The following is a 19464-nucleotide window of genomic DNA, read 5'->3' on the forward strand; positions in this document are numbered from 1 at the left end:
CGGACGCAGGTGGCCAGGTTCGCCTCGGCAGAGACATAATTGAAAGACCATGGCCCTGACGGTGGAACACACCGATAAGGCCGACACCCGAAAACCAAGCAACGAGCGGGGAAGAAACCTGTGGCACAGGAAGTGCTGACTGACCTGAACAAGGTCCGCAACATCGGCATCATGGCGCACATCGATGCCGGCAAGACCACCACCACCGAGCGCATCCTGTTCTACACCGGTGTCAATTACAAGATCGGTGAGACGCACGACGGTGCGTCGACGACGGACTGGATGGAGCAGGAGAAGGAACGCGGCATCACGATCACGTCTGCCGCCGTGACTTGCTTCTGGAACAACAACCAGATCAACATCATCGACACCCCCGGCCACGTCGACTTCACGGTCGAGGTGGAGCGGTCGCTGCGCGTGCTCGACGGCGCAGTTGCTGTCTTCGACGGTAAAGAGGGTGTCGAGCCGCAGTCCGAGCAGGTTTGGCGTCAGGCTGCCAAATACGACGTTCCGCGCATCTGCTTCGTCAACAAGATGGACAAGATGGGCGCGGACTTCTACTTCACAGTCCAGACCATCATCGACCGCTTGGGCGCGAAGCCGCTCGTTCTCCAGCTGCCCATCGGCGCTGAGGACGACTTCGACGGCGTCGTCGACCTGGTCGAGATGAAGGCCATCACCTGGCGCGGCGTGGTCCCGACGGGAACCGCTCCGACCATCGAGGAGATCCCCGCGGATCTCGTCGAGAAGGCTGCCGAGTACCGCGAGAAGCTGCTCGAGACGGTTGCAGAGTCCGACGAAGCTCTCATGGAGAAGTACTTCGGCGGCGAAGAGCTCACCATCGAGGAGATCAAGGGCGCCATCCGCAAGATGACGGTCGCCTCCGAGCTGTACCCGGTTCTCTGTGGCTCTGCGTTCAAGAACAAGGGCGTTCAGCCCATGCTCGACGCGGTCATCGACTACCTTCCGAACCCGCTGGACATCGGCGAGGTCATCGGCCACAAGCTCGGTGACGAAGAAGTAGAGATCACTCGCAAGCCGAGCAAGGACGAGCCGTTCTCGGCTCTCGCCTTCAAGATCGCTGCTCACCCGTTCTTCGGCAAGCTGACCTTCGTCCGCGTGTACTCGGGTCGTATCGATCCGGGTGCTCAGGTGCTCAACGCAACCAAGGGCAAGAAGGAGCGCATCGGAAAGCTCTTCCAGATGCACGCCAACAAGGAGAACCCGGTAGACGAGGCCGTAGCCGGCCACATCTACGCAATGATCGGCCTCAAGGACACCACCACCGGTGACACCTTGTGCGATCAGGCGAGCCCCATCGTCCTCGAGTCGATGTCGTTCCCCGCGCCGGTCATCCAGGTCTCCATCGAGCCCAAGACCAAGTCCGACCAGGAAAAGCTGGGCGTCGCGATCCAGAAGCTCGCCGAAGAGGACCCGACCTTCTCGGTCGAGCTCGACGAAGAGACCGGTCAGACCGTCATCGGCGGTATGGGCGAGCTCCACCTCGACATCCTCGTCGACCGCATGCGTCGCGAGTTCAAGGTCGAGGCGAACGTCGGTAAGCCGCAGGTTGCGTACCGCGAGACCATCACCAAGAAGGTCGAGAAGCACGACTACACCCACAAGAAGCAGACGGGTGGCTCGGGCCAGTTCGCAAAGGTCATCATCGCTCTGGAGCCTTTCGTGGGCGAAGACGGTGCTACCTACGAGTTCGAGAACAAGGTCTCCGGCGGACGTATCCCGCGCGAGTACATCCCCTCCGTGGATGCCGGTGCGCAGGACGCGATGCAGTACGGTGTTCTCGCCGGCTACCCGCTCGTGAACCTGAAGCTGTCGCTGCTCGATGGTGCTTACCACGACGTCGACTCCTCGGAAATGGCGTTCAAGGTTGCCGGTTCGCAGGCACTGAAGGAAGCCGCCCGCAAGGCCGGCCCCGTCATTCTCGAGCCGCTCATGGCTGTCGAGGTCACAACGCCCGAGGAGTACATGGGCGACGTGATCGGCGACCTCAACTCCCGCCGTGGCCAGATCCAGGCCATGGAGGAACGCAGTGGTGCCCGTGTCGTGAAGGCGCTGGTTCCGCTCTCGGAGATGTTCGGTTACATCGGTGACCTGCGGTCGAAGACCCAGGGCCGAGCGAACTTCTCCATGGTGTTCGATTCCTACGCAGAGGTTCCCGCGAACGTCTCGAAGGAAATCATCGCCAAGGCGACGGGCGAGTAAGCACAGCGAGCTCCCCAGCCCGCGCCGGCAAGTAACCTCGGTTTCTTCCGGCACGAAGCACGACCTAGTAACAACCAACCGCACTGCTGCATACGGCAAGCAACAACAGTCCAGGAGGACACAAAGTGGCGAAGGCGAAGTTCGAGCGGACGAAGCCGCACGTGAACATCGGCACCATTGGTCACGTCGACCACGGCAAGACCACGACGACGGCGGCCATCACCAAGGTTCTCGCGGATGCATTCCCCGACCTGAACGAGGCTTCGGCCTTCGATCAGATCGACAAGGCTCCCGAGGAAAAGGCTCGTGGCATCACGATCAACATCTCGCATGTTGAGTACCAGACGGAAAAGCGCCACTACGCGCACGTCGATGCACCGGGTCACGCCGACTACATCAAGAACATGATCACCGGCGCAGCTCAGATGGACGGCGCTATTCTCGTCGTCGCAGCTACCGACGGCCCGATGCCCCAGACGCGCGAGCATGTCCTGCTCGCTCGCCAGGTTGGCGTTCCTTACATCCTCGTCGCCCTGAACAAGGCCGACATGGTTGACGACGACGAGATCCTCGAGCTCGTCGAGATGGAGGTCCGCGAACTGCTGGCCGCTCAGGAATTCGACGAGGAAGCCCCCGTCATTCCGATCTCGGCACTCAAGGCACTCGAGGGTGACCCGAAGTGGACGCAGTCCATTCTCGACCTGATGGCTGCTGTCGACGAGTCCATCCCGGACCCGATTCGTGAGACCGAGAAGCCCTTCCTCATGCCCGTCGAGGACGTCTTCACGATCACCGGCCGTGGCACCGTTGTCACCGGTCGTATCGAGCGTGGCGTTGTCAACGTCAACGAAGAGGTCGAGATCGTCGGCATCAAGGAAACCTCGACCAAGACCACGGTCACGGGTATCGAGATGTTCCGCAAGCTGCTCGACTCGGGCCAGGCCGGCGACAACGTCGGACTGCTCGTTCGTGGCATCAAGCGCGAAGATGTCGAGCGTGGACAGGTTGTCGTCAAGCCGGGCACCACGACTCCCCACACGGAGTTCGAGGGCCAGGCATACATCCTGTCGAAGGACGAGGGCGGCCGCCACACCCCGTTCTTCAACAACTACCGCCCGCAGTTCTACTTCCGTACCACGGACGTTACGGGCGTCGTGACGCTGCCTGAGGGCACCGAGATGGTCATGCCCGGTGACAACACCGAGATGTCCGTCAAGCTGATCCAGCCTGTCGCCATGGACGAGGGCCTGCGCTTCGCAATTCGCGAAGGCGGCCGTACGGTCGGCGCCGGCAAGGTTGCCAAGATCATCAAGTGAGACTCTTGTCTCGCTAGCTGATTCACAGCACTGAAAAAGGCGCTCATTCCCTTCGGGGAGTGAGCGCCTTTTCTGTGTCTTCCATCGGGTGGCCTGTGATCGAGTGTTCGGTGATCGGGTGCCTGCGTGGTTCTTACTTACTTGTTGGCTTCCACCCGGTCGAGGTGCAGCAGAACCTGTACTGCGACGGTCGAGCCGTCCAGGCTGCGCCTGGTTGCGCCGGCGATACGTTCGGCCGAAGCGGTGAATCCGGCGACGTCGATCGACGGATCTGCAGTGACGACAATCGACAGCGTCGGCAATCCGCGATCGACCGTCGCTTTGCTCTTGGTGCTCCGCACGCCGGTCAGCTGAGCGAGCTCGGCCGCTACGCCGTCTGCGACGGGTCCGAGATCCACGCTGACGTCGGTACCGGATTCGTTGTGCCGCAATGTGACTGCGCTTGTGCGGCGCCGGCGAAGGTTCAGGTACAACAGCCCGAAACCGGCGAAGACACAGAGGACGAAGGTGCCCGACAGTACCCAGTGCCACCACGGCTCCTCCGGAAGGCCGAAGAGGACCTCCCGATCGAAGCGTGACACCCAGGTTCGAATCAGCGACGCGCCCGCGTCCCACGCGATGGCGTATGCGCCCGCCGCGAGGAGTGCGATTCCGACGATGAGGACGATGATCCGATCGACCGCGGAGATCCAACGGTTCACGAGGCGTCCTTTCGTCGTACTACAGTTTCTCGCACGACAACCGAAAGTTGCAGTGGCCGCTGCAGTATCGCGAGGTGGGGCCGAACCGCCGCGTCGACGGCTGCGGCAAGTTCAGCTCGATCGCCACCGGTCGATTCGATGTGGACCTTGACGTGTTTACGGTCGACGCTGGTGTGAGCCGAGCCGACGCCGGGAACGACCGCTGCGTGGCTACTGCACAGACGTGCAATGTCAGTCGGCCGCATCCACACCGTCGATGCGCTCGAGTTCCCGAGTGGGACATGGGTTTTCGCACGGCGTTTGATCGCCGACATTATCAGGACAACACCCGCGACAACGGCAGCGATCGCCACCGGAAGCAGCCACGGTTGCCAGTGCAGGCGAGACGTCCACTCCACGGAGTTTCGGATCCAGGGCGCCGATTCGAAAGTTCCACGGTTGATGAACCATTCGCGCGAGACGACGAAGGCGAGTGCGAGTAGACCACACGCGATGACGACGGCCGAAACCGCGGCCGCCGGGTTCGCAGAGGGGACCCGCGGCGGAATCGGATCCGAGAGTGCCTGCTGTGCCGGGCCCTCCGCGATCTCGACGCCGGAAACACAGGAGTCGTCAGAACCCTCGGTTGCCGCGATCATCACGTTCATGTCGTGGAGTGGAAGCCCGGTCAGCGATTCGACGCTGCGTCCGACTTCCGTTCGCACCCGGCCGGTCAACTCGGTGACCGAACACGGCCAGGACACGGCGAGGAAGAGATTGATCGCGACGGCGTCGCTACCCATCGAGATGTCGGCTCGCGGAAGGTCGCGTCCGGTCAGGCGGGTCAAGCCACCGGACTGGCGGACCACCCCCGGGACGTTCACCGCTGCGGCCGTGGCGATCTTGGCCATCGCACGGTCCTTGATGACCAAGGAGCCGCGTAGGCCAGGATCGCCCGCTGCGCTGGGATCGGACGACTCAGCCACGGCCACGGCTTCGGAGGATCGCGCCGAGGTCGAGATGTCCGTCGCGGTGTGCTCCGATCGCCATACCGGCGGCGCCGAGCAGGACTGCGAAGACGAAACCGCTGAACCCACCCATGATTCCGGCGAGTGCGAGGAGCAGACCGACCAGCAGTCCGACGGTGGTGCTGTTCATGTCAGTTCCCTTCTCGAATGTTCGGTGCAATGTCTGTGACGGTGGCAGGCTCGGTGACTGCATTTTCGGAATCAACGGGTAGATATCCCGCTGTCGACAGGTCGCCGACGGTCACGTTCACCGGTACGTCGACCAATCTCGCCACCACCACTCGTACGCGTTCGGCGACGCTGCGAACGTCTGCCGGATAGTGAACGGAAATGTGTACAGCACAGGAGTTTTCGTCGACGACGACGCCGGTGATGCGGCGTCCGGGGAGGTAGGTTCCCACTTCGCCGAACTGTCCTCCGTGCAGATCTGCCACTTCCGGGATGGCAAGAACCGCGTCGGCGACTACCTCGGCCGCGTCGATCTCGCGGCCGGCGTCGGCGGTACTCACTGAACCCTCGGCTTGGCTTCCGGATCGGTACTGCCGCCGCTCTCTGCATCCTCGAAGAGCATGACGTCGAAGACGGTGATGTTGACCTCGGTGACCTCGAGACCCGTCATGCTTTCCACTGCGGCAATGACGTTGCGGCGGATACCTACCGCCAGTTCGTGGAGTGCGACGCCGTACTCGGCGACAATGCCGATGTCGATGGCGGCTTGTTTCTCGCCTACCTCCACCGCCACGCCCTGGGCATGGTTGACGCGGGCGCCCGGTATGCGGTCGCGAAGTGCCCCCACCGCACGCGCTGTGCCCCCGCCGACGTCGTACACGCCGTTGATCTCGCGGGTCGCGATACCGGCGATCTTGGCGACCACGGCGTCGGCGATGATCGTCTTACCCTGGGTGCTGACTAGTTCCGCGCCACCGTCGGCGCCGAATCGGACGCTGTTCTTTTCACTGGAATCGCTGGTCATGGGGGCTCCCTGCTCATGTGTCAGTGCGTGCGTCTGAAGTACCTCCAACTGTAGTGACTGGTAGGTGACCATGCGGGATGCACCACACCTACTCCGGCATTTGGTATGGCAGAGTCGGAGGCAAATAGTGACGGCGTTCATAGTGAGCGCTGCAAGTGACGTGGGTCGGACAGGGTGGTACGTGGTGGCACGGATAGTGATCGTGGGTGCGGGTTTGTCGGGACTGCGGACCGTCGAGGAACTGCGACGAGCGGGTTTCGAAGGTGAATTGACGCTCGCGGGTGGGGAAACGCATCTGCCCTACGACAGGCCTCCGTTGTCGAAGGAAGTGATCCGCGGCGACAAGGACGAGACGACCTTGCGTCCGGCCGAGTTCTACGTCGAGAACAAGGTCGATCTCAAGCTCGGTTCGCCGGCAACCTCGGTGGACACGGTCGCCAAGTCGGTGGCGTTCGCCGACGGATCCACCCTGGACTACGACGAGTTGGTCATCGCGACCGGACTGACTCCGCGTCGCATCGCCGGCCTTCCGGAGTTGTCCGGAGTGCACGTTCTGCGCTCCATCGAGGAAGCGTTGGCCCTCCGCGCCGACCTTGCTCCCGGTAAGCGTGCGCTGATCGTCGGGGCCGGCTTCATCGGCTGCGAACTGGCCGCGAGCATGAAGTCTCACGGCGTCGACGTCGTGTTGCTCGAACCCCAGCCGACGCCGCTGGCGTCGGTGCTCGGCCCCACCGTCGGCGCCCTCGTCGAACGTCTGCATCGGAACGAGGGCATCGACGTCCGAGTCGGTACGGGCTTGACCTCGTTGTCCGGCGACGGAGCGGTTGCCGCTGCGACCTTGAGCGACGGTTCGGAAATCCCGGTCGACGTGGTCGCGATCGGAGTCGGTTCGGTGCCGGTCACGGAATGGCTCGACGGTTCGGGGATCGAACTCGACAACGGAGTGCTCTGCGACGGTGTCGGCCGCACCAGCACCGAACACGTCTGGGCGGTCGGCGACGTCGCGTCCTGGCAGATCGGAGATCGACGCAAGCGTGTCGAACACTGGACCAATGCTGGGGACCAGGCCAAGATCCTGGCGGGAGCGATCACCGGAACGGGTGATCCGGATGCGCCGGCGCAGGTTCCGTACTTCTGGAGCGATCAGTACGACGTCAAGATCCAGGCATTGGGGACCGTCGCACCCACGGACACCGTTCACATCGTGAAGGACGACGGCCGAAAGTTCGTCGCATACTACGAGCGCGACGGTGTGCTGGCAGCTGTCGTCGGCGGCGGTAGCGCGGGAGCTGTGATGAAGATGCGCGCGAAGATCGCAGCCGGCACGCCCATCTCGGACGTGTTGGAGTCCACACCGGCCTGAACGGATGAGGCAGGACCGGTTCCGAGGCGATAGATTTGTGCGGTGATCGTTGCACTCATCGACTCGGGACTGGGCCTGCTCCCTACCTCTGCGTGGCTCAGACGCCTGCGCCCGGATCTCGATCTTGTGCTGTCCCTCGATCCGGACGGCGCCCCCTGGGGGCCCAAGCCCGAGCCGTGGGTCGTCGACCGGGTACTCGGTGCGGTGCGGCGGAGCCTCGATCGTGGGGCTCAGGTCATCGTTCTTCCATGCAATACCGCGAGCGTCACCGCTCTCCCACACGTCCGCGAACTGGTCGGACCGGGTGTGCCGGTCATCGGAACGGTGCCCGCGATCAAGCCCGCGGCCGCCGCGTGCGATTCAGTGGCGATCTGGGCTACCGCCGCGACGACTGCCAGCCGGTACCAAGCCGATCTGATCGAACAGTTCGGCAACGGCGCCAAGGTCGTCGGGGTGCCGTGCCACGGCCTGGCCGATTCGATAGACCTCGGTGATCGTGCAGCCGCACTTGCAGCCATCGAATCCGCAGTGGCCCGGACGCCGGACGACGTCAACGGCGTTGTCCTCGGCTGCACGCACTACCCACTGCTCGCGGACGAAATCGCAGCGCGGCTACCCGCCGGCGTCACACTCTTCGACAGTGCCGAAGCCGTTGCACGACAGACCCTGCGGCGGATCGACGGGCTCGGTGACGCGGGTGAAGGATCGGGAACCGTCGAGGTTTTCGTGAGTGGACGTCCGGGCGCGCTACCGCCCAGCGCCGAAGCCTTCGACGCCGGGCGGTTGTTGGGCGCGATCAAAGCCTGATCCAGCCTGCAGCCAGCCATTCATCAATGGGCAGCTTCTCCGCTCCGTCAATGGGCGGCTACTCCGCTCTGTCAATGGGCGGCTACTCCGCCGTGACCCCCGTGATGCATCCGCGCACTCATCACCGGCATCGCACTCACCGCGACCACAACGGTCAGGACCCCGACCACCCAGGCCGTCCACGACGCACCGCGTAGAGCGTCGAAGCTCATGACCCAGGGTGAAATGAACATCAAGACGCCGAAAACGCCCATCGCGTAATCCGCCATGGCCATGTCCGGACGTGCCATGTGCGCCAGACCCGACAGTGCAACCAGGACACCCAGGACGACGAGTGACCACATTGCCCGATCGGTGGTGTCGAGCCACATCGGCGAGAGAGCCGCAAAGACGCCGAGAACCACCGCGACGGCATCTTGCATTCGATTCCACGACTTCATGACGAGACCTCCAAAGACGAGAGTGTGTCCACCTGTAGTACACGCCCGCGGCAGATCGAGATCAACTCTCCGCCAATTGCATTCGCGTTGCAGTTAGAGGCGATGTGGAGGCTCGAATATCAAGATTTGTGACTATTCGTCCGGATTGCCACGAGCCCGCGCGGAGCGCTGGCCGCGATATGTCCCGAGAGTGCCATGAGGGTGAGAGTGGTGAATGCGATAGCGGCGGTGATCATGGGTGGTCCTTTCACTGACTGTCCTCGAGTGTCGTCTGCCGACCTGTGGCCGAGCAGGGCACACGGTGTGAGGACGCTGAGAGAATCGAAGAGTCCGCACAGACGACCCGTGAGAAGGTTCTGGGGTGACGCAATCGAGTGCCCAGGACGTGATCGAACAGTTGGCCGACCTCGCGGATCCCGCGGATGCCGTCCAGCTACAGAAGTTCTTCAAGACAGCGCCGGGGGAGTACGGCGAGGGTGACGTCTTCATCGGCGTGCGAGTACCGAAGACGCGTTCGGTGGTGAAGAAGCATGTCGGTCTCGAGTTGTCTCAGGTACGCCTCCTTCTCGACAGCGACGTCCACGAGCATCGCTTGGCCGGTCTGTTGATCCTTGTTGCTCGATTCGAAAAGGTCAGTCGCCCAAAATTTTTCGACGACGAGAGTCGCTCCCGCATCGCCGACTTCTATCTCAGCGCTGTCGAGGACGGGCGGGTGAACAATTGGGATCTCGTGGATTCGTCCGCCGGACAGATCCTCGGCGGCTGGCTGTACGACCGAGATCGCCGGCTGATCTTCGAGCTTTCCGATTCGGGTGACCTGTGGCGACGACGGGTGGCGCTGCTGACGACTTACGGATTCATCACTCGCGGCGACGGGTCGACCACGCTCGAGCTTGCCGCGCGGGTGCTGGGTGATCGACGAGACCTGACCCAGAAAGCGATGGGCTGGATGCTCCGCGAGGTGGGCAAGCGGGTGGACCGGGATTTGTTGACCGGTTTCCTCGCGAAGAATGCAGCAGACATGGGACGCACGGCACTGAGCTACGCGTGCGAACACCTGACCGCAGACGAGCGAGCGCACTTCCGGGCGGCCCGCTAGCGAAGTACCGCTCGGTAGGTTGTGGGACGATTCTCGGTATGCCCGCCACCCGTGTCGAGGCGTCTCGAATTGTGACGATCGGTTCACTGATCGCTGCCGGCGTCGCAGCTCTGTGTTATCTCGTGTACTCCGTTCGAGCCGTCGAACCCGTTGATTTTCTCGTCTACCGCTACGCTGCCCAGGCGTTCGCAGCGGGATCGAACATCTACGAGGGCAATCTGTCCGGCCCGTTGATCGTCGAAGAGGGTATGCCGTTCACCTACACCCCATTCGCGGTGATCTTCCTCTGGCCGACTGTCCTCTTCGGCTGGTGGACTGCCTATCTGCTGTGGTCGGGATTGTGCATCGCGGCGTTGGTGTGGACGGTTGCGAGGTTCACTCCCGCTCGCGTCCCCAAGCGGCCGCTTGTCATGGCGGCATTGGTCCTGGCCGTGTCGGTGACTCCCATCGTCAGTGCGCACATCTCATTCGGCCAGGTGAACTTGGTGCTGATGGCGCTCGTACTGCTCGACGTGACTCGCCGAGAGGATTCGAGATTCGGCCGGTGGTTTCCGCGAGGACTGCTGATCGGCGTCGCGGCCGCGATCAAGCTGACTCCGGCTCTCTTCATCGTCTACTTCGTCGTCACGAAGCAGTGGCGACTCGCGATCTGGAGTTCGATCGGATTTGCCGCGGCGACCGCCGTCGCAGCAGTGGTGGACCCGGCCGTCAGCTGGACCTTCTGGTCGGACGTCGTCTGGAACCTCAGCGACCGGGTGGATTTGAGCGGGCAGGCGATCGCGAGTGCCGGCAACAGTTCGCTGCAGGGCGGACTTGCCGCGCTGGGCCCATGGACAGCGTCTCTGGCGATGCCGTCGACCGTGCTGTGCGCGGGGGTAGCGCTATGGATCGCCCGAGATGTCTATCGCGTCGGGCGAGCGGTCGATGCGGCGTTGGTGATCGGATTGAGCGCGCCGATTCTTTCGCCGATCAGCTGGATTCACCACTGGGTGTATCTCGTGCCTGCTGCCGTCACGGTTCTCTTTCGGCTTCGATCGCCGCTGCAGTTCGGTGCGGCCGCTCTGGGGTTGGCCATCGTCTACTGCGGGCCGAGTATGGGACAGCAGTTCATCGAGACGTCACCGCTCCTGCTGCCGTTCGGGTTGGTCCTTCGTGAGGGTTTCCTGATCGTGACCCTCGTACTGATTCTTGCGCTGTGGCGGTTGCCCACAACGGCGCCTGCGTGGGTTTCGCGGCGGGACTCGGGAGACTCCGAACATGACAAAGCCCCCGATTCCGCAGGGAATCAGGGGCCGTCATGCATCGAGGCAGGGTTCAGAACTCGATCTTCAGGTGATCGGTGATCGGCTTCGCCTGGCAACCGAGGATGTAGCCGTTCGCCACGTCCTCGGCGTCGAGGATTTCGGAGTTGTCCATCTGAACTTCGCCTTCGGTGACGGTGCAGGCACACGACCCGCACTCGCCTTCCTGGCAGGAGTACGGCACGTCGAGGCCCTTGGCGAGCATGATGTCGACGAGCGTCTGCTTGCGCGGCCAGACGAGGGTGTGGGTTTCACCGTCCAGTTCGACCTCGACGGTTGCGGCGTCGGCTGCTTCCTCGTCGGAGACCTCGGCTACCTCGACGTCACGGAACGGGTCGCCCGCGAGTGAATTGAAGACCTCGGCGTGAACCTGCGTGCGGGGCATGCCGGCCTCTGCCAGTGCCTTGTGGACGGCGTCCATGAAGGGGCCCGGACCGCACATGAAGGCCTCGTACGCGACAAATGGCTTGGCCAGTGTCGCCAACTGTGAGACGGCGGGGAGTCCCTGCACGGTTTCGATCCAGTGGACAACGGTGAGGCGGCCGGGGTGTTGCGCTGCCAATTCGCGAAGTTCGGCGCCGAAGATGACGGACTTCTCGTCGCGATTCGCGTAGATCAGCACGACGTTGCCGCTGCCCTGCGTGAGGGCGGACTTGAGGATCGAGATCACCGGAGTGATACCGCTGCCTGCACCGAAGAGCAGGAAGTCGTGATCGAGCGACTTGGGCGTGAAGACACCTGACGGCGGCAGCACTTCGATGGTGTCGCCGACCTGGAGCTTGTCGCACAACCAGTTGGAGCCGTAGCCGTCGACGGTTCGCTTGACGGTCACCTTGGGGGCGTCGTCGGTGAAGGGTGAACTGGCCAGCGAGTAGCAGCGTGCGACCGAGCCGGTCTGATCACTCGGGATGCGCAGGGTCAGGAATTGACCTGGCTTGTAGTCGAACTTGTCCTTCAGTTCTGCGGGAATCTCGAACACCAGCGACCGGGCGTCGGAAGTCTCTTCGATGACTCCGGACACGGTGAGTACCGCCGATCGCGAGCTGTGCGGTACCTCGACTGTCGTCATCGCGAAGCTAGTCCTCTCGTGAAGCTGGGTAAAGCGCAGGTCAGTGAAGTGCAACATCTAGAACGTGTTCTAGTTCAATGTTAGCAGTGATGAAAAGCTACTGGGGATCGTAGTCGCCGAGCAACACGTTCCCGATCAGCGGGAACCATGGCGGTCTGATCCAGCCGTCCTGGCAGTCCGGGGTGGCGTCGACCTGCCCGAACGGGCGGTTCGTGAGCGGCGTCCGGGCGGTTGAGCTGCCGAAGTCTGTGCACGGGCTGTTTGTCGGTACACAGTGGGAACCAGGTGAGACGCCGGTCACAAAGATTCGGCTCGAATCCCTCCCGCAGTCACATTCGTGCACATCCCTGAGGAGATACCGATGGCTATCGAGCTCAACCAGATCTGGGACTTTCCCATCAAGGAGTTCCACCCCTTCCCTCGCGCCCTGATGGGGTGGGCGCTCACGACATCATCGGGTGGAGGCCAAGAACCTCGGCTTCAAGCGCACCCTTCTGATGACGACCGGTCTGCGCGGTTCGGGCATCATCGAGGAACTCGTCGGCAAGATCGAGTACCAGGGTGTCGAGGTCGTGCTCTACGACAAGGTCGAGTCGAATCCCAAGGACTACAACGTCATGGAGGCCGCGGCTCTCTACCAGAAGGAGAAGTGCGACTCGATCATCTCGATCGGCGGTGGTTCGAGCCACGACGCCGCCAAGGGCGCTCGCGTCGTGATCGCACACGACGGTCGCAACATCAACGAGTTCGAGGGCTTCGCCAAGTCCACCAACAAGGAGAACCCGCCCCATATCGCCGTATCCACCACGGCCGGAACGGGTTCCGAGACGTCGTGGGCGTACGTCATCACCGACACGTCGGACATGAACAACCCGCACAAGTGGGTGGGCTTCGACGAGGCGACCATCGTCACCCTGGCGATCGACGATCCGCTGCTCTACTACACCTGCCCTCAGCATTTCACCGCGTACTGCGGCTTCGACGTACTCGCGCACGGCAGTGAGCCTTTCGTGTCTCGTCTCGATTTCGCGCCTTCGCTCGGTAACGCGATCTACTCGGTCGAGTTGGTCGCGAAGAACCTGCGCGAGGCCGTCTTCGAGCCGCGCAACCTCAAGGCCCGCGAGGGAATGATGAACGCGCAGTACATTGCCGGGCAGGCCTTCAACTCCGGTGGCCTCGGCATCGTTCACTCGATCTCGCACGCGGTCAGTGCCTTCTTCGACAGCCACCACGGTCTGAACAACGCAATCGCGTTGCCGCGTGTGTGGGAGTACAACCTGCCTTCGCGCTACGAGCGCTACGCCCAGTTGGCCGGCGCACTCGGTGTCGACACTCGCAACCTCACCACGGTTCAGGCCGCAGATGCTGCCGTCGAGGCTGCCATCCGTCTGGCCAAGGACGTCGGTATCCCCGACAACTTCGGTCAGGTTCGCACCGACTCGTACGCGAAGAACCAGATGAACACCAAGAAGTACGAGGGCCGTGGTGATGTCATCAAGGGTGACGAGAAGACTGTGCGCGCCATCTCCGAGCACATTCAAGACGACTGGTGCACCCCGGGCAATCCCCGTGAGGTCACCGTGGAGTCGATGATCCCGGTTGTCGATCACGCGATCAACAAGTCGTACTTCTAGCAGGGCCTTCGGCCCCGTGCGCCTTTTTGGTAGCCCGCACTACCAAAAAGGCGCACATGGGCTGTGCCCCCCCATGAAAGGTGTTCCATGTCCGGTCGCAGTTTCTCCAGCGGAATCGAAGTGAAAGATGCTCTGCGAGAGCAGGACTACATTGCCGATGACGAGTTCGCGGTAGTCGTTCATCTGGCGACGGCGCTGGGGCGCCCGCTCCTGCTCGAAGGGCCGGCCGGTGTCGGCAAGACGGAACTGGCTAAGTCTCTGGCTGCGATCGGGGGCCGCAAACTGGTGCGATTGCAGTGCTACGAAGGGCTGGACGACAATCGCGCCCTGTACGAATGGGACTACGCGAAGCAACTCCTGCACGTGCAGATGCTCCGCGACCGGATCAGCGATCAGGTTTCCGAATTCGACAGCGTCGCCGAAGCGTCCAAGTTTCTGGCCGATCAGGATTTCGGTTTGTACTCCGAGAACTTCCTGTCCGTACGGCCGCTGCTCGAAGCAATCCTCTCACCCGATCCGGTAGTACTTCTGGTCGACGAGGTGGACCGCACCGAGGAGTCGATGGAAGCACTGCTCCTGGAGATTCTCGCCGAACAGCAGGTCACCATTCCCGAGGTCGGTACGTTCGTTGCCCGCTCGCAGCCCTGGGTCATTCTGACGTCCAACGACACCCGCGAGCTCTCGCCCGCACTCAAGCGTCGTTGTCTACATTACCATCTCGGCTATCCGACGTCGGAGCGTGAACGCGAGATCGTCACGGCCCGAGCGCCGGAGGTGGATTCGGCTACGGCCACCGAGGTCGTCGAATTGGCTCGCATCCTGCGTGACCTCCCGCTGCGCAAGAGTCCGTCCATCTCGGAGGTCATCGACGCGGCCAGGGCGGCAACAGTGCTCGCGGCCGGCGGATTCGACACCGCCTCCGACGCCAAGGTGCGCGACATCCTGCTCACGGCGTTGCTCAAGTACTCGTCCGATGTGACGCTGGCCAAGGAACGATTCGACGGAAAGCGTTTCGAATCATCGTCGCGTGACGGTGGCGAGCCGATCGAGCGGGCCACGGTGGCAAGCAAACCCGCCAACACGACGACGGCCGTGTTCCGGGGCACGGGTGGACGTGACCCTCATCAACAGGGAATCCGCGGCGGCAGCGGAATCCGTTCGACGCGATGACGACGCTCGGTGGCCTTGCCGTGTGGCAACCGTCGTTTGTTCTCGACGTGGTGTCCGCGAGTTTCGGCCGATTGCTGAGGGCGGCCGGAGTTTCCGCGTCACCGGCCGAGGTCATCGAGGTTCGGCGTGTTCTCGCGATGGTCGGCGCTTCGGATCGTGAGACGTTGCGAGCATGTCTTCGGGCAGTGTGCGCCAAGTACTCTCACGAGCAGGCCGGTTTCGATCGGGCATTCGACGCGCTGTTCCGGCCGGCCGCAGGCAAAGCGCACGGCGAGCGGATGGGTTCGCGCGCCGAGGTGGCGGACGGTCTGCCCACCGCGCTGGGGATCGACGAGGATCAAGAAGTTGGTCGGTACGCCGAGTACAACGAGCGTGCGGCCGAGGTCGGCGACTACTTCGACACTCCGGAAGCGGAGAAGGGCTTCAACCCGCACAAGGACGACGACGATGTGTCGATGACGTCGAGCGATGCCGAACTGTCGGTCGATACCGGTTCGGAGACCGGTCGACGCGGAGTCAGTTACACGGTCGACGTGGACCGTGCAGCATCGGCGGTGGTCGGTGACCTGAGCATTAGTGTTGCTGCAGCAGTGGTCGGCTCGTTGTCCTGGGACGATCCGACGTCGATCCTCGCCTGGTTGGATGCCTACGACCCGAGCAAAGCGTATGCAGATGTCTCCGACGACGGGCCGTTGACGCAAGCACAATTGAACCGGCTCGTCGAGGCGGTCGAAGCGTTCGTGCAAGCACTCTCGGCCGCTGCACTCGCCGAAACCGCTCCCGATGCGCCCGACAGTGAATCTGCCGCGGGCGCAACGCACAACGACATCGAACTCGCGTGCCACGAAGTGCTTCGGCGAATGAGAGGACCGTCCAGACCTCGGCCCCGTGAGCGTTCTCGTGGGCATCTCGACATGCGGCGCACGGTGCGTTCGAGCCTGCGCACCGACGGGATACCCTTCCATCTCGTCGTGAAAGCTCCTCGCCCCGATCGTGTTCGACTACTTCTCATCGCCGACGTGTCGCTGTCCGTGCGCCCCATCACCGCGTTCACTCTGCGCTTGGCTCAGGCAATGCATCGCCGAGCAGATCGTTGTGAAGTCCTCGCCTTCGTCGATCGTCCGGTCGACGTGACCGACACCCTTCTCGCCAGTAGTGGTGACGGCGCACTGGCCGCGGTACTCGCGCACCCGGGTCTGGATCTGGAAGCCAGCAGCGATTACGGGCGGGTGCTCACAGAATTGTTGGACGAGCACGGAAACACCTTGAACTCACGGACGTCTGTCATCATCGTGGGCGACGGTCGGTGCAACGGGTTGCCCCCGCAGGCGGACAAGCTCGAGGAACTCCGCCGAAAGGTCCACCGTCTGGCCTGGATCACGCCTGAACCACAGCGTTACTGGAACCAGGCATCGTGCGCGATGCCGGAGTATTCGGAGATCTGCGACGAGGTTGTTGTTGCCCGAGATGCCGCGCAACTGATGGCAAAGGCCGCCGAGCTGGGGCACGCACTTCGCTGATGTCAGTGCACTTCACCGATGTCACTGCGCGATCTGTCGTGAACTAGTTTGATCTCATGTCCGAAATCAGGGGATCGATCTGGCGACCGATCGCGGCGCTGACAGTGCTCGGCGCCGTGTGTGGGGTTGTGGCGCTCGGCGTGTTTCAGTGGTGGTGGAAGTCGTTGGCGTCACCGCACATTCTCACCGGAGGATCCTATCGGGAGCCGTTTTCCGAACCGACATACACCGGACCCATATTCATGGACCTCTTTCCGGCAGAACCTGCCCCGTGGTTGTACTCGGGACTGGTCCTCGGACCGACTGTGGTCGGCTTGCTCGCCGGGATCGTGTTCGTGGTCTTCGTCCGGTGTAATCGTGCGCAGAACCGCGCGAGTACACCGGACGAATCATCAGAGCGCTAGCAACGCGCGCGAGCGCAGGCGGGGGTCTGCCAACGGACGTAGCGCCAAGCGCAGCAGGACCAAGACGTTGTCGTCGCCGGCAATCCTGTTGACTTTCAACGTATTGCACTCGACACACTGGTGAACGAGCATCCATTCACCGTCTTGACGGACCGACAGGCACAGCGCCGCCATGGCACCTCGGCACTGTTGTGCTCGGTCGCCCGGAACGCGACCGTCCACGTGGCGGCTGGCCAGACAGTTCGGGCAGTGGTTCCGATGAGCGGTACCCGGCGCCGCAGTGGAGATGTCCAAACGGCATGTGAGACAACGGAAGCTCGATCCTTGTTCTCCGCCGATTCCGTGCAGTACGTGCTTGGCCCGTTGCGGTGCCCGCCGCGCGCGGGTGCTGGGATTCCTACGTGGCATCTGATTCCCCCTCACAAGTCGCCGAAGGCTTCGAGCGGGAAGGGCGGTTGCGCGAGCGGTCGCACTGCCATTCTCATCAACAACAACTGGTTGTCGTCTCGGCTGACGGGGTTGGAGGTGAGCTCGAGGCACTGTGCGCAGCGGTGGATGATCATCCAATCGCCACTGCGCAGTACTGCGATCGAAATGGGAGCCATCCGCATTCCGCAGTCCGACGGTCCACCTTCCACCTGGTCGAACAGGTGTCGGGAATGCAGGCAACTGGGGCAGTGGTTTCGGCGATCACCATCGGGGCCGTACGTCATGACTGTGAGTCCGCACTGAATGCACGAGAAGGTGTCGGTTTTCGAGATGGAATTGTGTGATTGAGGCACTGGAGAACTCCTAGCTGAGTGAACAAAGCAGTAGGAGCAGGCCGAGGGGGCCTCGCGGCTGTCAGTCCGACGTTTCGAGGATCAGCATGTGACCCTCGAGGTTGCCGGCAGTGCAGGGGCGGGAGGCGCGCTCGGCGCGGGCTGGGTCATAAACACCTTCTGAATCGGTTCTACGGGCCACTCTGGCCGCAACCGAAAGTACAGCGGGACCTTCTCGCCGCGCCATTCATTTTCCCGAGACGCCTTACCTGCCCGAACGGGTAGGTAAGCGCCTCTCCTTCGGTGGGTGTGCCCCGACTGCTGTCCGCGTAGGCTCGGGGCCAGCGATTGTAAGGTGGATCACACCAGTTTGTGCACGTGGGAGTTGATGCGCTGAGAGCGACGGATGCGAAATCCCGACCGGAGATCTCAGAGCAGCGAGAGGAGAGTGGGGTCGTGTCCGTGGCATACCCGGATGCTGTGAACCACGGTGTTCATCGCCGCGGCACTGCTGCTCGACTGGTCAAATTTCACGCCCCCGAGATCGTCTTCGGTATCGGTTCCCTGGTCGAGGCAGCACACGCGACTCTGAGGTTCGGCGGGTTCCGGCCATTCCTGGTCACCGATCCCGGTCTGATCGACGCGGGGTGGGTCAGCGAACTCGAAGACCATCTCACGGAGCAGGGATTGACGGCGACGGTGTGGTCAGGGCTGACGCCCAATCCCAAGGACTTCGAGATCGCGGCCGGTTTCGAGGTGTACCAGGAAGGCGAGTGTGACGTCATCATCGCGCTCGGCGGCGGTTCGGTCATCGACGCGGCTAAAGGTGTAGCCGTCCTCGCTGCCAACGGTGGCAACATACTCGACTACGAGGGGGTAGATCAGGCGACCAAACCGATCCCGCCGTTGGTGATGGTTCCCACCACGTCCGGCACGGGCGCGGACGTGTCGCAGTTCTGCATCGTCACGGACACGACCCGCGGCACCAAGATCACCATCATCGGCCGGGCGCTGGTTCCAGATGTGACGGTCATCGATCCGCGGTTGCTCACGACGATGCCCGAGTGGCTCAATGCGGCAACAGGATTGGACGCACTGACGCACGGAATCGAAGCCTTCGTCTCACTGGCGCACAATCCGTTGACCGATCATCACGCGCTCCGCGCTGTCGGCCTCGTGACCGAGAATCTGGTGCACACGATCCAGGACCCGATGGAGATGGAAGCTCGATCGGTGATGGCGCAGGCGAGCCTCGAGGCCGGGTTGGCGTTCACCAACGCGATACTCGGAGCCGCGCACGCCATGAGCCATCAGGTGGGCGGCATGCTCGACCTTCCGCACGGCGTCATCAACGGAATTCTCTTGCCCCACGTCATCCGGTTCAATTCCACCACGGACGCCGCCCCCTTTGTCGCCATCGCTGCGGCACTGAGTCTTCCCGAGCAGCGCGGCACCCCGGAGGAAGCAGCGCTGGCGGTGGCCGACCGTGTCGAACGTCTCGCCCGGGAGGTCGGTGTGCCGAAGGGGCTGGGGGAGTTGGGTGTTCGAGAGGAAGACCTCAGTCGACTTGCCAGCTTCGCGTTACTCGACGCCTGCATGTCCACCAATCCCAGGGAAGCGACGCAGGAACAGATGGTGGCGTTGTTCCGAGGTGCCTTGTGAAGATGGACGCTGTG

At 62.8% G+C, this 19464-nt stretch carries 19 protein-coding genes and 1 pseudogene; 11 read left to right on the forward strand and 9 right to left on the reverse strand.

Features of this window, described 5'->3' with window-relative positions; genetic code table 11:
- Nucleotides 1-120: 120 nt before the first annotated feature.
- On the forward strand, nucleotides 121-2223 hold the full coding sequence (gene fusA / locus EHW12_RS08720; protein ID WP_007728394.1) for an elongation factor G: 2103 nt from the start codon (nucleotides 121-123) through the stop codon (nucleotides 2221-2223).
- 125 nt (nucleotides 2224-2348) lie between these two features.
- Complete coding sequence (gene tuf, locus EHW12_RS08725) at nucleotides 2349-3539, forward strand: elongation factor Tu (protein WP_003941926.1); 1191 nt, start codon at nucleotides 2349-2351, stop codon at nucleotides 3537-3539.
- Nucleotides 3540-3676: 137 nt separating this feature from the next.
- Here tuf and EHW12_RS08730 read toward each other — a convergent pair whose 3' ends face one another.
- From EHW12_RS08730 to EHW12_RS08750, 5 genes are read right to left on the reverse strand one after another with little or no spacing between them, the layout of a single operon-like run.
- Nucleotides 3677-4240 (reverse strand): hypothetical protein, encoded by a 564-nt coding sequence (locus tag EHW12_RS08730; RefSeq protein ID WP_054187810.1) that lies wholly within the window; start codon nucleotides 4238-4240, stop codon nucleotides 3677-3679.
- Complete coding sequence (locus EHW12_RS08735; RefSeq protein WP_241199126.1) at nucleotides 4237-5205, reverse strand: DUF6286 domain-containing protein; 969 nt, start codon at nucleotides 5203-5205, stop codon at nucleotides 4237-4239. The genes EHW12_RS08730 and EHW12_RS08735 overlap by 4 nt, the downstream gene beginning before the upstream one ends.
- On the reverse strand, nucleotides 5198-5377 hold the full coding sequence (locus EHW12_RS08740; RefSeq protein WP_003942043.1) for a hypothetical protein: 180 nt from the start codon (nucleotides 5375-5377) through the stop codon (nucleotides 5198-5200). The genes EHW12_RS08735 and EHW12_RS08740 overlap by 8 nt, the downstream gene beginning before the upstream one ends.
- A 1-nt stretch (nucleotide 5378) precedes the next feature.
- Complete coding sequence (locus EHW12_RS08745) at nucleotides 5379-5756, reverse strand: hypothetical protein (RefSeq protein ID WP_125050502.1); 378 nt, start codon at nucleotides 5754-5756, stop codon at nucleotides 5379-5381.
- Nucleotides 5753-6220, reverse strand: a complete 468-nt coding sequence (locus tag EHW12_RS08750) for an Asp23/Gls24 family envelope stress response protein (protein ID WP_003941912.1) — start codon at nucleotides 6218-6220, stop codon at nucleotides 5753-5755. The genes EHW12_RS08745 and EHW12_RS08750 overlap by 4 nt, the downstream gene beginning before the upstream one ends.
- A 127-nt stretch (nucleotides 6221-6347) precedes the next feature.
- Here EHW12_RS08750 and EHW12_RS08755 point away from each other — a divergent pair, with 127 nt between their 5' ends.
- Both EHW12_RS08755 and EHW12_RS08760 read left to right on the forward strand, forming a co-directional pair.
- Nucleotides 6348-7583, forward strand: a complete 1236-nt coding sequence (locus EHW12_RS08755; protein ID WP_231783095.1) for an FAD-dependent oxidoreductase — start codon at nucleotides 6348-6350, stop codon at nucleotides 7581-7583.
- Between the two features lie 42 nt (nucleotides 7584-7625).
- The gene (locus EHW12_RS08760) at nucleotides 7626-8390 is read left to right on the forward strand and encodes an aspartate/glutamate racemase family protein (protein WP_003941981.1); all 765 of its coding nucleotides are present in this window, start codon (nucleotides 7626-7628) and stop codon (nucleotides 8388-8390) included.
- A 71-nt stretch (nucleotides 8391-8461) separates the two neighbouring features.
- On the opposite strand, the gene EHW12_RS08765 is transcribed toward EHW12_RS08760, so the two are convergent.
- Nucleotides 8462-8830 (reverse strand): SPW repeat protein, encoded by a 369-nt coding sequence (locus EHW12_RS08765; RefSeq protein ID WP_003941901.1) that lies wholly within the window; start codon nucleotides 8828-8830, stop codon nucleotides 8462-8464.
- Between the two features lie 361 nt (nucleotides 8831-9191).
- On the opposite strand from EHW12_RS08765, the gene EHW12_RS08770 reads away from it, so the two are divergent.
- Both EHW12_RS08770 and EHW12_RS08775 read left to right on the forward strand, forming a co-directional pair.
- Nucleotides 9192-9929, forward strand: a complete 738-nt coding sequence (locus EHW12_RS08770) for a DNA alkylation repair protein (RefSeq protein ID WP_063314741.1) — start codon at nucleotides 9192-9194, stop codon at nucleotides 9927-9929.
- A 38-nt stretch (nucleotides 9930-9967) separates the two neighbouring features.
- Nucleotides 9968-11272 (forward strand): glycosyltransferase 87 family protein, encoded by a 1305-nt coding sequence (locus EHW12_RS08775; protein ID WP_125050503.1) that lies wholly within the window; start codon nucleotides 9968-9970, stop codon nucleotides 11270-11272.
- Here EHW12_RS08775 and EHW12_RS08780 read toward each other — a convergent pair.
- Nucleotides 11244-12299, reverse strand: coding sequence for a ferredoxin--NADP reductase (locus EHW12_RS08780; RefSeq protein ID WP_003941851.1), 1056 nt, complete (start codon nucleotides 12297-12299; stop codon nucleotides 11244-11246). The two genes, EHW12_RS08775 and EHW12_RS08780, sit on opposite strands and share 29 nt — an antisense overlap.
- A gap of 361 nt (nucleotides 12300-12660) precedes the next feature.
- Here EHW12_RS08780 and mdo point away from each other — a divergent pair.
- The 4 genes and pseudogenes from mdo to EHW12_RS08805 all read left to right on the forward strand — a co-directional run bounded on the left by mdo (nucleotide 12661) and on the right by EHW12_RS08805 (nucleotide 17027).
- Nucleotides 12661-13933: pseudogene (gene mdo, locus EHW12_RS08790) on the forward strand (NDMA-dependent methanol dehydrogenase).
- 87 nt (nucleotides 13934-14020) lie between these two features.
- Nucleotides 14021-15103 carry a MoxR family ATPase gene (locus EHW12_RS08795; RefSeq protein WP_007728360.1) on the forward strand — a complete coding sequence of 361 codons (1083 nt, stop codon included), beginning with the start codon at nucleotides 14021-14023 and terminating at the stop codon, nucleotides 15101-15103.
- Nucleotides 15100-16623 (forward strand): VWA domain-containing protein, encoded by a 1524-nt coding sequence (locus EHW12_RS08800; protein ID WP_007728356.1) that lies wholly within the window; start codon nucleotides 15100-15102, stop codon nucleotides 16621-16623. Before EHW12_RS08795 ends, EHW12_RS08800 begins: the two co-directional genes overlap by 4 nt.
- 56 nt (nucleotides 16624-16679) lie before the next feature.
- The gene (locus EHW12_RS08805) at nucleotides 16680-17027 is read left to right on the forward strand and encodes a hypothetical protein (protein WP_054187805.1); all 348 of its coding nucleotides are present in this window, start codon (nucleotides 16680-16682) and stop codon (nucleotides 17025-17027) included.
- On the opposite strand, the gene EHW12_RS08810 is transcribed toward EHW12_RS08805, so the two are convergent.
- Nucleotides 17016-17435, reverse strand: coding sequence for an RNHCP domain-containing protein (locus EHW12_RS08810; protein WP_054187804.1), 420 nt, complete (start codon nucleotides 17433-17435; stop codon nucleotides 17016-17018). The genes EHW12_RS08805 and EHW12_RS08810 overlap by 12 nt on opposite strands.
- A gap of 11 nt (nucleotides 17436-17446) precedes the next feature.
- Nucleotides 17447-17809 (reverse strand): RNHCP domain-containing protein, encoded by a 363-nt coding sequence (locus EHW12_RS08815; RefSeq protein WP_003941922.1) that lies wholly within the window; start codon nucleotides 17807-17809, stop codon nucleotides 17447-17449.
- A 435-nt stretch (nucleotides 17810-18244) separates the two neighbouring features.
- Here EHW12_RS08815 and EHW12_RS08820 point away from each other — a divergent pair, with 435 nt between their 5' ends.
- The gene (locus EHW12_RS08820) at nucleotides 18245-19450 is read left to right on the forward strand and encodes an iron-containing alcohol dehydrogenase (protein WP_003942060.1); all 1206 of its coding nucleotides are present in this window, start codon (nucleotides 18245-18247) and stop codon (nucleotides 19448-19450) included.
- The last annotated feature ends 14 nt before the right edge of the window (nucleotides 19451-19464 follow it).

It is taken from the genome of Rhodococcus sp. NJ-530, from assembly GCF_003860625.1.
Classification (GTDB): Bacteria; Actinomycetota; Actinomycetes; order Mycobacteriales; family Mycobacteriaceae; genus Rhodococcus_F; species Rhodococcus_F qingshengii.

Excerpts from the sequence above, each read along its gene's own strand:
- EHW12_RS08740 (WP_003942043.1), bottom strand. The coding sequence starts at position 5,377 with ATGAACAGCACCACCGTCGGACTGCTGGTCGGTCTGCTCCTCGCACTC.
- EHW12_RS08750 (WP_003941912.1), bottom strand. The coding sequence starts at position 6,220 with ATGACCAGCGATTCCAGTGAAAAGAACAGCGTCCGATTCGGCGCCGAC.
- EHW12_RS08765 (WP_003941901.1), bottom strand. The coding sequence starts at position 8,830 with ATGAAGTCGTGGAATCGAATGCAAGATGCCGTCGCGGTGGTTCTCGGC.
- EHW12_RS08775 (WP_125050503.1), top strand. The coding sequence starts at position 9,968 with ATGCCCGCCACCCGTGTCGAGGCGTCTCGAATTGTGACGATCGGTTCA.
- EHW12_RS08780 (WP_003941851.1), bottom strand. The coding sequence starts at position 12,299 with ATGACGACAGTCGAGGTACCGCACAGCTCGCGATCGGCGGTACTCACC.
- EHW12_RS08795 (WP_007728360.1), top strand. The coding sequence starts at position 14,021 with ATGTCCGGTCGCAGTTTCTCCAGCGGAATCGAAGTGAAAGATGCTCTG.
- EHW12_RS08800 (WP_007728356.1), top strand. The coding sequence starts at position 15,100 with ATGACGACGCTCGGTGGCCTTGCCGTGTGGCAACCGTCGTTTGTTCTC.
- EHW12_RS08805 (WP_054187805.1), top strand. The coding sequence starts at position 16,680 with ATGTCCGAAATCAGGGGATCGATCTGGCGACCGATCGCGGCGCTGACA.
- EHW12_RS08810 (WP_054187804.1), bottom strand. The coding sequence starts at position 17,435 with ATGCCACGTAGGAATCCCAGCACCCGCGCGCGGCGGGCACCGCAACGG.